16 protein-coding genes are annotated in these 13,068 nt (G+C 63.3%); 12 read left to right on the top strand and 4 right to left on the bottom strand.

Annotated features, from left to right (window positions below):
* The 6 genes from rplU to ACOHX0_RS15185 all read left to right on the top strand — a co-directional run bounded on the left by rplU (position 1) and on the right by ACOHX0_RS15185 (position 5,209).
* Complete coding sequence (rplU, locus tag ACOHX0_RS15210; protein WP_420677875.1) at positions 1-552, top strand: 50S ribosomal protein L21; 552 nt, start codon at positions 1-3, stop codon at positions 550-552.
* An 11-nt stretch (positions 553-563) separates the two neighbouring features.
* On the top strand, positions 564-833 hold the full coding sequence (gene rpmA, locus ACOHX0_RS15205) for a 50S ribosomal protein L27 (RefSeq protein ID WP_420677873.1): 270 nt from the start codon (positions 564-566) through the stop codon (positions 831-833).
* Positions 834-1,084: 251 nt separating this feature from the next.
* Positions 1,085-1,621 carry a GNAT family N-acetyltransferase gene (locus ACOHX0_RS15200; RefSeq protein ID WP_420677872.1) on the top strand — a complete coding sequence of 179 codons (537 nt, stop codon included), beginning with the start codon at positions 1,085-1,087 and terminating at the stop codon, positions 1,619-1,621.
* Positions 1,622-1,737: 116 nt separating this feature from the next.
* Entirely contained in the window at positions 1,738-2,772 is a 1,035-nt protein-coding gene (gene obgE, locus ACOHX0_RS15195; protein ID WP_420677870.1) for a GTPase ObgE, read from the top strand.
* Entirely contained in the window at positions 2,760-3,866 is a 1,107-nt protein-coding gene (proB, locus tag ACOHX0_RS15190) for a glutamate 5-kinase (protein ID WP_420677867.1), read from the top strand. Before obgE ends, proB begins: the two co-directional genes overlap by 13 nt.
* A gap of 77 nt (positions 3,867-3,943) precedes the next feature.
* Positions 3,944-5,209: a glutamate-5-semialdehyde dehydrogenase gene (locus ACOHX0_RS15185; RefSeq protein ID WP_420677865.1), complete on the top strand. Its 1,266-nt coding sequence runs from the start codon at positions 3,944-3,946 to the stop codon at positions 5,207-5,209.
* A gap of 72 nt (positions 5,210-5,281) precedes the next feature.
* On the opposite strand, the gene ACOHX0_RS15180 is transcribed toward ACOHX0_RS15185, so the two are convergent.
* The gene (locus ACOHX0_RS15180; protein ID WP_420677863.1) at positions 5,282-5,878 is read right to left on the bottom strand and encodes a histidine phosphotransferase family protein; all 597 of its coding nucleotides are present in this window, start codon (positions 5,876-5,878) and stop codon (positions 5,282-5,284) included.
* A 29-nt stretch (positions 5,879-5,907) separates the two neighbouring features.
* Between ACOHX0_RS15180 and ACOHX0_RS15175 the strand changes: the two genes are divergently transcribed.
* From ACOHX0_RS15175 to tsf, 5 genes are all read left to right on the top strand, one after another.
* A complete protein-coding gene (locus ACOHX0_RS15175) occupies positions 5,908-6,090 on the top strand; it encodes a DUF3553 domain-containing protein (protein WP_420677862.1) in 183 nt (60 codons plus the stop codon).
* A gap of 104 nt (positions 6,091-6,194) precedes the next feature.
* Positions 6,195-6,956, top strand: coding sequence for an L-ornithine N(alpha)-acyltransferase (olsB, locus tag ACOHX0_RS15170; RefSeq protein WP_420677860.1), 762 nt, complete (start codon positions 6,195-6,197; stop codon positions 6,954-6,956).
* The gene (gene olsA, locus ACOHX0_RS15165; RefSeq protein ID WP_420677859.1) at positions 6,953-7,783 is read left to right on the top strand and encodes a lyso-ornithine lipid O-acyltransferase; all 831 of its coding nucleotides are present in this window, start codon (positions 6,953-6,955) and stop codon (positions 7,781-7,783) included. The genes olsB and olsA overlap by 4 nt, the downstream gene beginning before the upstream one ends.
* Positions 7,784-7,963: 180 nt before the next feature.
* A complete protein-coding gene (gene rpsB / locus ACOHX0_RS15160) occupies positions 7,964-8,734 on the top strand; it encodes a 30S ribosomal protein S2 (RefSeq protein ID WP_420677857.1) in 771 nt (256 codons plus the stop codon).
* A gap of 76 nt (positions 8,735-8,810) precedes the next feature.
* Positions 8,811-9,686, top strand: coding sequence for a translation elongation factor Ts (gene tsf, locus ACOHX0_RS15155; RefSeq protein ID WP_420677856.1), 876 nt, complete (start codon positions 8,811-8,813; stop codon positions 9,684-9,686).
* Positions 9,687-10,089: 403 nt separating this feature from the next.
* On the opposite strand, the gene ACOHX0_RS15150 is transcribed toward tsf, so the two are convergent.
* The 3 genes from ACOHX0_RS15150 to ACOHX0_RS15140 are packed head-to-tail and all read right to left on the bottom strand — an operon-like array spanning position 10,090 to position 11,741.
* Complete coding sequence (locus ACOHX0_RS15150; protein ID WP_420677854.1) at positions 10,090-10,845, bottom strand: helix-turn-helix transcriptional regulator; 756 nt, start codon at positions 10,843-10,845, stop codon at positions 10,090-10,092.
* Entirely contained in the window at positions 10,842-11,291 is a 450-nt protein-coding gene (gene aroQ, locus ACOHX0_RS15145; protein ID WP_420677853.1) for a type II 3-dehydroquinate dehydratase, read from the bottom strand. Before aroQ ends, ACOHX0_RS15150 begins: the two co-directional genes overlap by 4 nt.
* Positions 11,292-11,336: 45 nt before the next feature.
* Positions 11,337-11,741 (bottom strand): hypothetical protein, encoded by a 405-nt coding sequence (locus ACOHX0_RS15140; RefSeq protein ID WP_420677851.1) that lies wholly within the window; start codon positions 11,739-11,741, stop codon positions 11,337-11,339.
* Between the two features lie 169 nt (positions 11,742-11,910).
* On the opposite strand from ACOHX0_RS15140, the gene ACOHX0_RS15135 reads away from it, so the two are divergent.
* Positions 11,911-12,939, top strand: a complete 1,029-nt coding sequence (locus ACOHX0_RS15135; protein ID WP_420677849.1) for a phosphotransferase family protein — start codon at positions 11,911-11,913, stop codon at positions 12,937-12,939.
* The last annotated feature ends 129 nt before the right edge of the window (positions 12,940-13,068 follow it).

Genomic DNA, 13,068 nt, shown 5'->3' with positions numbered 1-13,068 from the left:
ATGTTTGCGGTCCTCAAGACTGGCGGCAAGCAGTACCGGGTTCAGGCGGGCGACGTGCTCCGCGTGGAAAAACTGGCTGCTGATGCTGGCGAAACCATCCAGTTCAACGACATCCTGATGCTTGGCGGCGACTCCCCCGTTGTGGGCGCTCCGCTGGTAACAGGCGCGGCCGTGCAGGCCGAGGTGATCGAGCAGATCAAAGGCGAGAAGCTGATCCACTTCGTAAAGCGCCGCCGGAAGCACTCCTCCAAGCGCACCAAGGGCCACCGCCAGAAGCTGACCCTGGTCAAGATCACCGAGATCCTGACCTCGGGCGCGGAAAACTCCGGTGTCAAAGCTGCCACCGGCAAGGGCGACGCATCCGTTTCCGCTGCCGATGATCTGACCCAGCTGACCGGTGTCGGCCCCGCCGCTGCCAAGAAGCTGAACGAAGCAGGCCTGACCAGCTTCGCCCAGATCGCGGCCTTGTCGGAAGACGACATTGCTGCTATCGAAACGGTCAAAGTGAAGCCCGAGTGGGTTGAACAAGCCAAAGATCTGGCTAAAGGCTAAGGAGAGACAGAATGGCACATAAAAAAGCTGGCGGCTCTTCCCGTAACGGCCGCGACTCAGCAGGCCGCCGCCTTGGCGTCAAGCTGTTCGGTGGCCAGGCGGCCATTGCTGGCAACATCATCGTGCGTCAGCGCGGCACCAAGTTCTGGCCGGGCGAAGGCGTGGGTCTGGGCAAGGATCACACCATCTTTGCCACCGCCGACGGTGCAGTGACCTTCCATAAAGGCCTCAAAGGCCGCACCTTTGTATCGGTTCTCCCAGTGGCGGAGGCCGCTGAGTAAGCCGACCCGAAGGGTAAAGAAATCTTAGGGGGGATCGGCTATACAGCCGGTCCCCCTTGCTGTTTCCGCAATGCGGGTCCCGGAGCGGTAACCCGGCGGCGATTACCGCCAGGCCGCAATTGCTTCAGCGTCCCGGCGGTAACAGAATTTGTAGTGCAAGTTGAACCGGGTAGCGCTTGCTTTGAAACCCCGCCGTGCCCATCTGCAACGCATGCAGTGGCGGCAGGCTTTGGACGTGGAGGAGGGAAGCCATGAATTTGGAACAGATCGTGTGCCAGGAGGTGATCGAAACCGAAAGGTTCACCTTGCGGCCGTTGCGCAAGTCCGATGCCGGACTGATTGCGCATTACGTGGGCGAGGAACGCGTGGCCCGCATGACACGATCGATCCCGCATCCGCTGCCGCCCGGCGCGGTGGAGGCTTTTGTTGCCCGCGCCATGTCGGAGGACCGGGTTGAAGACGTCTGGGCCATCGATGGCACCCGCGACGGCGATGCCGAACTGAAGGGGGTGATCGGGCTGAAGCGGATGGACCGCAACCAGTCCGAGGTCTCTTATTGGACCGCGCCGCCGTTTTGGAACACTGGCCTTGCCTCTGCCGCGCTGAAAGCGCTGGTCGATGCAAATCCGCAAAACAACGCGGCAATGTTCGCTTCCGTTTTTCAGGACAACCCGGCCTCGGCCCGGGTTCTGATCCATTGCGGCTTCGACTACCTGGGCGATGCCGAGAGCTATTCCGTCGCCCGCAACACCCCCGTTCCAACCTGGACCTACAGCCGAAAACTGTGATTGGCGCGGCGCGCGCTTTGCGGTAAGGCAAGACAAACCGCCCTGGCGGCAGATTGGGTCTGCTGCCGGGGCAAGACGCGGTTTGGGGAGTGCCTCCGCCGCCTAAAGGAGCTGACATGAAATTCCTCGATCTGACAAAGGTTTACATCCGATCGGGCGCGGGCGGGAACGGCTGTGTCAGTTTCCGGCGCGAGAAATACATCGAATACGGCGGCCCCGATGGCGGCGACGGCGGCAAGGGCGGCTCGGTCTGGGCCGAGGCGACCGAAGGGCTGAACACGCTGATCGACTTCCGCTATCAGCAGCATTTCTTCGCCAAGAACGGCCAGTCCGGCATGGGCCGGCAGCGCAGCGGCAAGGACGGCGACGATATCGTGCTGCGGGTTCCCGTCGGCACCGAGATCCTGGACGAGGACGAGGAAACCGTGCTTGCCGACCTGACGGAGGTGGGCGAACGCGTGCTTCTGGCCAAGGGCGGCAACGGCGGCTTTGGCAACCTGCATTTCAAATCCTCCACCAACCAGGCGCCGCGCCGGGCCAATCCGGGGCAGGAGGGCGTCGACCGCACCATCTGGCTGCGGCTCAAGCTGATTGCGGATGCAGGCCTGCTGGGGCTGCCGAATGCGGGTAAATCCACCTTCCTGTCGGCAACTTCCAACGCCCGGCCCAAGATTGCCGATTACCCGTTTACCACGCTGCATCCGAATCTGGGCGTAGTCGGCATCGACAATACCGAGTTTGTCGTCGCGGATATTCCCGGCCTCATCGAAGGCGCCCATGAGGGCCGCGGCATCGGCGACCGCTTCCTTGGCCATGTCGAGCGCTGCGCGGTGCTGTTGCATTTGATCGACGGCACGTCAGACACCGTGGTGGAAGACTACCAGACCATCATCGGCGAGCTGGAGGCCTATGGCGGCGCGCTGGCCGAAAAGCCGCGCATCACCGCGTTGAACAAGGTCGATGCGCTTGATCCCGAGGAGCGCGACGACAAGCGCGCCGCGCTGGAAGCGGCGGCTGGCGGGCCGGTGTTCCTGATGTCGGGTGTCAGCCGGGAAGGGCTGAACGAGGTGCTGCGCGCGCTGCGCGCGCAGATCGACGACGACCGTCTGCGCTTCAAATCCGCGGAGGAGGACGCGCCTTGGCAACCCTGACCGCCTGCAAGCGCCTGGTCGTCAAGATCGGCTCGGCGCTGCTGGTTGACCGTGAAAGCGGCGAGCTGCGCGCGGGCTGGCTGCATTCGCTGGCCAATGACGTGGCCTGGCTGAAGGCAAAAGGCATCGACGTGATCCTGGTCTCCTCCGGCTCCATCGCTCTTGGCCGCGGGGTGCTGGGATTGCCGCGTGCGGAGCTGCCGCTGGAACAGTCGCAAGCCGCCGCCGCGGTCGGACAGATCCGGCTGGCCCGCGCGTATGAAGAAGCGCTGGCGCCGCACCGGATCACCACCGCGCAGGTGCTGGTGACGCTGGAGGACAGCGAAAACCGCCGCCGCTACCTGAACTCGCGCGCGACGCTCGAAACCCTGCTGGCTATGGGCGCGGTGCCGATCGTGAACGAGAATGACACCATCGCCACGGATGAAATCCGCTATGGCGACAACGACCGGCTCGCGGCGCAGGTGGCGGTAACAGTTGGCGCCGATGGCCTGATCCTTCTGTCGGACGTCGACGGGTTCTACAGCGCCAACCCCGCCATTGACCCTGACGCGCGCCGCTACGAGCGGATCGACGCGATCACGCCCGAGATCGAGGCGATGGCCGGCGATGGCGTCTCGGGGCTCTCCAAGGGGGGGATGATCACCAAACTGCTGGCCGCCAAGATGGCCACGGCGGCAGGCTGCGCCATGGTGATCACTGAAGGTTCACTTCTGAACCCTTTGAAAACACTGGAAGATGGCGCGGCCTGCACCTGGTTCACCGCACAAGGGGATCCGCAGGCGGCTCGCAAGCGCTGGATCGCTGCGATGAAGACCCGCGGCGTGCTGACGGTGGATGAGGGTGCAGCCAAGGCGCTGCGGTCTGGCAAGAGCCTGCTGCCGGCGGGCGTGCGGCACGTGGAGGGGGACTTCGGCCGCGGTGAACCGCTGGCCATCCTCGGCCCGGACGGGCGCAAACTGGGGCAGGGGCTGTCGCGTTACACCGCGGAAGAAGCCCGGGCGATCCAAGGCCGCCAGTCGCAGGAGATCGAGGCGACACTGGGTTATCCCGGCCGCGCCGCGCTGATCCACCGCGATGATATGGCGCTTTGACCTGAGCACCCCATCCTGTATTTGAGCCGGAGGGCACCGCAGCGTGCCAGACCGGGACCGGCAAGGGCGCAAGACTTATGAAAGACAATGAGAACATTCCCGCATTGATGGCGGACATTGGCAAGCGTGCAAAGCAGGCGGCCCAAACCCTGGCTACGGCTAGCGCTGCGTGCAAAGAAAAGGCGTTGGCTGCCGCGGCGGAGGCGGTGTCGTCGCGCCGGGCGGAAATTATCGCTGCAAATGCCAAGGATCTGGAATTTGGCCGCAACAAGGGGCTGAGTGCGGCGATGATGGACCGGCTGATGCTGGACGAGCCTCGCATCGAGGCGATCGCCGCAGGATTGCGCGCGGTGGCGGGCCAGCCCGATCCGGTGGGCGAAGTGATGGAGGCTTGGGAGCAGCCCACGGGCCTCAAGATCCAGCGCGTGCGCACGCCCCTGGGCGTGATCGGTGTGATCTACGAAAGCCGGCCCAATGTGACCGCCGATGCTGGGGCGCTGTGCCTGAAATCCGGCAATGCGGTGATCCTGCGCGGCGGCTCGGAGAGCTTCCACTCCTCGCAAGCGATCCATGCCTGCCTGGTTGAGGGCCTGCGCGCCGCGGGCCTCCCCGAGGACGCGGTGCAGCTTGTTCCGACCCGCGACCGCGCCGCGGTGCAGCAGCTGCTGACGATGACCGATTTTGTCGACGTGATCGTGCCCCGCGGCGGCAAGGGGCTGGTGGGCCTCGTGCAGCGCGAGGCGCGGGTGCCGGTCTTTGCCCATCTCGAAGGCATCGTGCATATCTACCTCGACAAGGCCGCCGATCCGCAGAAGGCCCTGGACGTGGTGCTGAACGCCAAGACCCGCCGCACCGGCATCTGCGGGGCCGCCGAATGCCTTCTGATCCATCAGGACATTGCGCCGTCCCTGGGCAAGGCGGTGCTGGAGGCGCTGGCCGCCGCCGGGGTGGAGATCCGCGCCGAAGCGGGCCTGCCGGGGCCGGAGGGTATGGTGACCGCGACGGATGAGGATTGGGGCAAGGAATACCTCGATTCCATCATCGCCGCGAAACAAGTCAGCGGCGTCGATGCGGCCATCGCGCATATCCGCGCGCATCATTCACAGCACACCGATTGCATTATCACCGAAGATGCGGCGGCGGCGGATCAGTTCTTTGCCGAGCTGGACAGTGCGATCCTGATGCACAATGCCTCCACCCAGTTCGCCGATGGCAGCGAGTTTGGCATGGGGGCAGAAATCGGCATTGCAACCGGCAAGATGCACGCGCGCGGCCCGGTGGGAGCGCGGCAGCTGACCAGCTTCAAATATTTGGTGCGCGGCAGCGGCACCACGCGGGCTTGACCCATAGGGGACGCAACAAAGCAAAACGCCGGGCGTGGCGCCCGGCGCTTCGTTCTGACCTTGCAGAAGGGATCAGAATTGCAGCGTGATCCGCTCCAGCGTCTGTTCCACCCGCACGGTGCGGCCTGCTTGTCTGGCGGCCTCTGGCAGCAGCGCAAATTGCACCAGCGCCGGAGTGATCTCGGCGCTGGAAGTGCCGCCGCTGACGCGGGCCCAAAGTTCATCGTTGACGCTCAGCTTGCTGCCTTCGCCGATCACGGCCCATTTGCCGTCGGCGCAAAGCAGTTTGATGGTGCCGCCAAAGGGCAGCGCCGTTTCCAGGCAGAGCGCCGCGAGGAAGGCCATGCGCACCTCGCTGCGGGTGCTGCCTTCGCCCGGGGCCCATTGGTAGGAGACCCGCCCGGCCTTGCTGATGTCAGCCAGGATCGAGACAGCCTCGGCCCGGCCCATCTGCTGCTCGCCCGCGGCCCCGAAGGCGACCCGGAAGAAGCGGATGCGGGCATTGGCATTGGACACGCTGTCGGAGATCAGCTCCAGCTCCGGGCCATCCATTGTTCCCGCCATTCCAAGCAGTTCCAGGCCGTTGTTGATAGCCCCGACGGGGCTGATCAGGTCGTGGCAAATCCGCGACCCTACCAATGCGGCGAGATTGGCGTTATCTACACTCATAACATTCCTCCGACTTGGGCCACCCGCCAATGAATGACCTCAATGCTTTCCTCGCCCCGGGCATGTACGTGCGGCACCCCGACCATCCGGAATGGGGGGTCGGCCAGGTGCAATCCAACGCGGGCGGCAAGATCACGGTAAACTTCCCCGATCAAGGCAAGCTTGTGTTTGATGGATCGCGCGTATCCCTGGTCCCTGTCTTTGATCCATAAGAGTTGACGAAAAGTTAACAGGTCATTGTCAATTGTTACGACTTTGCGCCTTCTGTGCCGAATGTGCCGGTGCAGCGCAAGCCAGAAGCCATCAGGATATGCCCATGCCAGACCCGGCGCCCGAGTTTTCCGTCTCCATCGCCGCCACTGACGAAGAGCTGCGCGCAGCGCAGGCGCTGCGCTATGAGGTGTTTGTGCGCGAACTGGGCGCCGGCGGCAGCCTGATCGATCATGACGCCGGGCTGGAGCGCGACCGGTTCGATGCCTTTTCCGATCACCTGCTGCTGCGGGATGAGCGCAAGGGGCGGACTGCGGGCGTCTACCGGCTGATGCGCGGCGATCAGGCGGCGGCGGCTGGACAGTTCTATTCGGAAAGCGAATATGACCTGGCGCCGCTGAAAGCTTCGGGCCGCAAGCTGTTGGAATTGGGTCGCTCTTGCCTGCAGGCTGACTATCGCGGCAGCATGGCGATGTATCATCTCTGGGCGGGGCTGGCGGATTATGTGCGGGAGCATGGGATCGAGATCCTGTTCGGTGTTGCCAGTTTTCACGGCACCGATCCGCGCGCCCTGGCGGAGCCGCTGGCTCTGCTGCATCACAACCACCTGGCGCCGCGTGCTTTGCGGGCGCGGTCCAGGGCGTTTCAGGACATGAACCTGGTGCCGGCCGCGGAGCTCGACCGCCGCCGCGCGATGCTGGCGATGCCTGCGCTGATCAAGGCCTACCTGCGGCTGGGCGGGTTCGTGGGTGAGGGCGCTTATGTCGATCATGAGTTCAACACCACCGATGTTTGCCTGATCCTGGACACGGAACGGATGAACCCGCGGCAGAGCCGGCTCTACACCGACGGGCGCGGCGCGCGATGACGATGAGCTGGCAAGGCAGCCAGGCGCCGGACCCGGTCCGGATCGGCGGTGCGGGCTGGGCACGGGTGCTTTTGCGGGGGCTCTTGCTGGGCGCGCTGGTGTTTGGCGGGCTGGCGTGTTTGTTGCTGCTGCGGCTTCTGGAACGTCCTCTGTTTCGCCAGCACCGGCCGCTGACGCCCTTTCTGACCCAAACGGTCTGCCGCGGGGCGCTGGCCATTCTCGGCCTGCGCTGCTGCAGCCGCGGGCGGATCATGCGGCACCCCGGTGCGGTGGTGGCCAACCATGCCTCCTGGCTCGACATCTTTGTGCTGAACGCGCACAAGCGGGTGTATTTCGTCTCCAAGGCGGAAGTTGCGCGTTGGCCCGGGATCGGCTGGCTGGCCCGCGCCACCGGCACGGTCTTCATCGAGCGTGACCGCAAGAAGGCGCGCGCGCAGACTGAACTGTTCCGCGAACGTCTGGCGGCAGGGCACAAGCTCTTGTTCTTCCCGGAAGGCACATCGACCGATGGGTTGCGGGTATTATCTTTTAAAACAACGCTTTTTGCGCCGTTCTTTAACGACGGTTTGCGGCACGCCAGCCATATACAGCCGGTCTCCCTGCGCTACCGGGCGCCCGCTGGCGCGCCGGCGCGCTTCTATGGCTGGTGGGGCGACATGAGCTTCGGCCCGCATCTGCTGAAAGTGCTCTCGGCGCCGCGGCAGGGTGTGGTGGAGGTGGCTTGGCACACGCCCTTGAAGGTATCGGATTTTCCCGACCGCAAAGCGCTCGCCGCACAAGCCTGCGACACCGTCCGGTCCGGAGTGTTTGCGGCGGATGACGGGTGAACACCGCCGGTTTTCCGCGCAAGCGGCCTTGCCATGCCACGGGAACTGCTCTATAGGCCCGCGTACGAACCCGCAGGCGGGGTTTGGCCTGTGCGGGGGAGACATCCCCGCCAGACCGCCGGTTGGAGCACCTGCTCTGAGACCCCCGCCGAGGATTAAACCGGAAAAGGATAAGATAGCATGGCTCTTCCTGAGTTCTCCATGCGTCAGCTGCTGGAAGCTGGCGTTCACTTCGGCCACCAGACCCAGCGCTGGAACCCGCGCATGGCACCCTTCATCTACGGTGCGCGCAACGGCATCCATATCATGGACCTGACCCAGACCGTTCCGATGCTGGACCAGGCGCTGCAGGTTGTGCGTGACACCGTTGCCAAAGGCGGCCGCGTGCTTTTCGTGGGCACCAAGCGCCAGGCTTCCGCGCCGATCGCCGAAGCCGCCGAGAAGTCCGCGCAGTACTTCATGAACCATCGCTGGCTCGGCGGCACGCTGACCAACTGGAAGACCGTTTCCCAGTCGATCAACCGCCTGAAGGAAATCGACGAGAAGATGTCCGCCGGCGCCGAAGGCCTGACCAAGAAAGAGCGTCTGGGCATGGAGCGCGACCAGGAGAAGCTGGAAGCGTCGCTGGGCGGCATCCGCGAAATGGGCGGCGTGCCGGACCTGCTGTTCGTCATCGACGTGAAGAAAGAAGCGCTGGCAATTGCTGAAGCCAAGAAGCTGGGCATTCCGGTTGTCGCGGTTGTCGACACCAACTGCTCGCCCGATGGCGTCGACTATATCATCCCCGGCAACGACGACGCCTCGCGCGCGATCTCGCTGTACTGCGACCTGGTGGCCCGTGCGGCACTGGACGGCATGTCGGCTCAGCTGGGTGCAGCAGGTGTTGACCTGGGCGCGCTGGAAGAAGCCCCGGCCGAAGAAGCCGTGGCTGAAGAAGCTGCCGAAGCCTGATCCGTCCGTCACGGATTTGACATGCGGGGCAGGTACCGCCTGCCCCAATTCTGTTCTGAATTGAGGAGAGCCTGACATGGCAATCACTGCAGCAATGGTAAAAGAACTGCGCGAATCCACCGGCGCAGGCATGATGGACGCGAAAAAGGCACTGGTCGAAAACAACGGCGACATGGAAGCCGCTATTGACTGGCTGCGCACCAAAGGCCTGGCGAAAGCCGCCAAGAAATCCGGCCGCACCGCGGCGGAAGGCCTGGTCGCCGTTGTCGTCGAAGGCGGCAAAGGTGTTGCGGTTGAGGTGAACTCGGAAACCGACTTCGTTGCCAAGAACAGCGAGTTCCAGAACATGGTTGCCGGCATCGCCAAGGAAGCCTTGAACGCTGATGACGTCGATGCCCTGGCCGCGGCCGACCTGGGCGGCAAAACCGTTGCCGAAACCCTGACCGACAAGATCGCCACCATCGGCGAAAACATGTCGCTGCGCCGCATGGAAAAGCTGGAAGGCGAGACCGTGGTCTCTTACGTCCACAATGCGGCCGCTGCCGGCATGGGCAAGATCGGTGTTCTGGTTGCGATGAACGGCGGTGACGAGGCGATCGGCAAGCAGATTGCCATGCACATCGCAGCCGTGAACCCGGCGGCGCTTTCTGAATCCGACCTGGATGCCTCCGTGGTCGAGAAGGAAAAGCAGGTCCAGATGGACATCGCCCGCGAATCCGGCAAGCCTGAACAGGTGATCGAAAAGATGATCGAAGGCCGGATGAAAAAATTCGTGGCCGAGTCGACCCTTCTGAACCAGCAGTTCGTGGTGAACCCGGACCTGACCGTCGAAGCTGCCGCCAAGGAAGCCGGCGCCACCGTCACCGGCTTTGTCCGCGTGGAAGTGGGCGAAGGCATCGAGGTCGAGAAGGAAGACTTCGCAGCCGAGGTGGCCAAGGCTGCTCAGGGCTAAGCCCGCGGGCCACTGTCCCGGTGAGATTTGGAAAGCCGGCGGTTATTCCGCCGGCTTTTGCATGTCCAGTGGCAAAAAGCGAACGGTCCCATGCGGGATGCCTGCGGTTTCGCAAAGGCTGGCGCCACCGAAGCAGTCGCAGGGCAGGGGAGATTGGCGAGGAGTCCCGCTGATGGGGATGGGCGAGACTCCTCTGAATAACGGAAGCCGGCGTGGACCAATACACGCCGACATCCGAACAGCAGTGAGAGCCCTGAAATCGCAGGGAATCACAACTAGAAGTTCCAAGGCCAAAGCCACCACTCACGGAACACGTGTAGTTTGCAGGCTTTGATACGAAGAAGGTAGTAGTGAATTCCCTACCTTCTTTCCGGCACTTAACGCTTGCAATCCTGGGGCGGCCTTAAGGCTCGACAATATACATCTGGTTGTGCAGCGCGGCCTTCAATACCGCCTGCGCCGTTGTCTCCACCGACAGAGCCTCCCGCGCGAGCCGCAGGTGTTTTTCCACCGTCGCAGAGGTCAGCCCCATTAGCATGGCAATGTCCTGCGTTGTCTTGCCGTCACCGACCCATTGCAGCACTTCGCGCTGGCGTTTCGTCAACCCGCGGTTCGGCGGCGTGTAGGGCAAGGTGAGGATCTTCAGATGCGCAACATTATTCATCAGCACGATGTCGCTGCCGTGCGCCTGCCAGACCGCATCGGCCTCTGCCTGGCTGCTCCCGGGCGTGGCTGCCAGCGCAATCGCGCCCTTGTGACGCCTGGAGGCACTGGGAAAGCTGATGGTATAGCCCGCAGTGATGTCCATGCTCTCGTTGAACTCATAAACCCGCTGTGCCTCGGGCGGAAGACGGCCGCTGGCTGCCATCTCCTGGGCCCTCCGCCAGCTGCTGGCGCCTTCATTTTCCAGTGCCCACCTTAGCATAGGGGCCTGGTTGTAAAGCCCTCCATGGACGTATCCTGAGAGGTACTCGGCGGTGTGGTTGCTGAGGATCACGAAATCCTCGGGATCTCCGAGCGAGGTGTCGGTCTTGTAGCGGGTATAGCCATAGAGAAGCCGGTCGAAGCCGTAGCGGGACATCTGGCGCACATGGGTGTCCCACAGCGCCTCCAGGCTGCTGACACCGCAGAGGAAATGCAGGTAGTCCGAAACCCTCATGCAGATGCGCAGTCCCGTAAGTGCGCCGCCAGCGCGTCCAGCGCCAGCAGGTAGCCGCGGGATCCGAAGCCGCAGATCTGCCCCAGCGCGGCCTTGGCGATATAGGATTGATGGCGGAAGCTTTCGCGCGCGTGGATGTTGGACAGATGCACTTCCACCGCGGGGATCTCCACGGAAATCAGGGCGTCCATCAAGGCAATTGAAGTGTGCGTATAGGCGCCTGCATTCAGGATGATACCGTCATGCACGCCTTTTGCGGCATGGATGGCATCAATCAGAACTCCCTCGTGGTTGGATTGAATGCAGACGGCTTGCAGCCCCAGCTTGCCGGCATGGGCGGCGCAGCTGTCCTCCACCATGGCCAGCGTTTCCGTCCCGTAGACCTTTGGCTGGCGTGTGCCCAGCAGGTTCAAATTCGGCCCGTTCAAAACCAGAATACTTTGCATCGAGGGTATTTCCTTGTCGTTCTTCTTCCTATTCTTCTAAGCCACTCATGGAGAAAAGGCTAATGGGTAATTTCGCACGTTAAGCCAAAAGAAAAAGTGTTTCTTTTTCTCTCTATCTGGCGTGTTTGCCCGGGCCGGCAAGGCAGTAGCGCCAACTGTCCTTGGCGCCAAATAGGCGTTGGGGCAGGGCGCCGCCGCGCGGACCTCGCCGGTGATCCGGAGAAGTCTATGAAAGTCTTGTATTTTTCGTTTCCGCGAAAGATGCGCCGAAGATATGCCCGGTATCGTCGCTCCGGAAAGCGGCAGCGGCAATTCGTCAGAAAGAGTGACAATTCCCACTCCTACTAATGAAACATTAAAATATAAGGTGTAAAAGGCCGCAATTGCCGGCAGGATGTTCAGATCGGGAAATCCCGAAAAACTGCGCATCGGCCGGCGTTTGCGCGCCATATGCGGCATGAGCCGCCAAACCGGGTCATGAAGCTTTGCGCTTCGTAAATCCCGCGGGCGGGCCCAATCGCCTCCGTGACGTTGTGTTGCCTGTCTTCCGGGCCCGTTGCTTCAATCGCCGCTGCGTGCCAGCCTGCAGGAAAACCAGACGGCAAACGCGGGAGGCGACATGACGGCACCAGCCCACACCCTCGATCTGGAGGCAGTCTCCGCCTATCTGCGTGGCCGGCTGCCCGGGTTTGACGGCCCGGTCCGGGCCCGCAAATTCGCGACCGGCCAGTCGAATCCAACTTTTCTGCTGGAGACCGCGGCCGGAAACTACGTGTTGCGACGCAAGCCTCCGGGGGTGCTGCTGAAGTCGGCCCATGCGGTCGAGCGCGAGTTCCGCGTGCAGCGTGCCTTGGCCGGCAGCGCGGTGCCGGTCGCGCGGATGCATCTTTTGTGCGAGGACGACAGCGTCTTGGGCTCGGCTTTCTACGTGATGGATTATGTTCCAGGCCGCAGTCTGCTCGACCCTTCGCTGCCCGATGCTGGCCCGGCCGGGAGGGCGGCGGTCATGGACGAGATGAACCGCGTGCTCGCCGCGCTGCACGATGTGGACACCGAAGCAGCGGGCCTTGCTGACTACGGCCCGCCGGGCGATTACTTCGCGCGCCAGCTGAGCCGCTGGACCAAGCAATACCGGGCCAGCGAAACCGGCACCATCCCGGAAATTGAGGAACTGATTGCCGCACTGGAGGCCGGCAATGCGCCGCAAGACGGCCAGCGCAGTCTGGTGCATGGCGATTTCCGCATCGACAACATGATCTTTGCCGCGGGCGGTCCGTCCTGCCGGGCGCTGCTGGATTGGGAGCTGTCGACGATAGGCCATCCTTATGCCGATCTGGCTGCCGTTATCATGCAGTGGCGGATGCCGCCGGGACCGGAGGGCAGGGGGCTTGCAGGGCTCGGCCGCGCCGCGCTCGGGCTGCCGGAAGATGCCGAGTTCATCGCGGCCTACTGCGACCGCCGCGGCCTGCCGGGTGTCGAGCGGTTCGGCTACTGTCTCGGCTTCAGCTTCTTCCGGATGGCGGCGATCCTGCAAGGTGTGCGAAAACGCGCGCTGGACGGTGCCGCTTCCAACCGGGAACACGCGCTCCGTCTCGGCGCGTATGTGCCGGAATTTGCACGTCAAGGCTTGCAGGCACTCAGCGAATAAGCTGTTCTCTGTTTGCGGGATCGTCAAGTGCGGGTTCTATTGCCGTTCGGGGTCCTGGTTCTCTACGAAGTCGGTGTTTCCGCTTCCTGATGGCGTCCGGGAGCTGACCAGCCAGAATGTCATTCGCGA

Source organism: Cribrihabitans pelagius (assembly GCF_048820915.1).
GTDB classification, from domain to species: domain Bacteria; phylum Pseudomonadota; class Alphaproteobacteria; order Rhodobacterales; family Rhodobacteraceae; genus Cribrihabitans_A; species Cribrihabitans_A pelagius.
The sequence above is the reverse complement of the archived record's forward strand: the minus strand, read 5'-3'. Positions and strand labels throughout refer to the sequence as shown.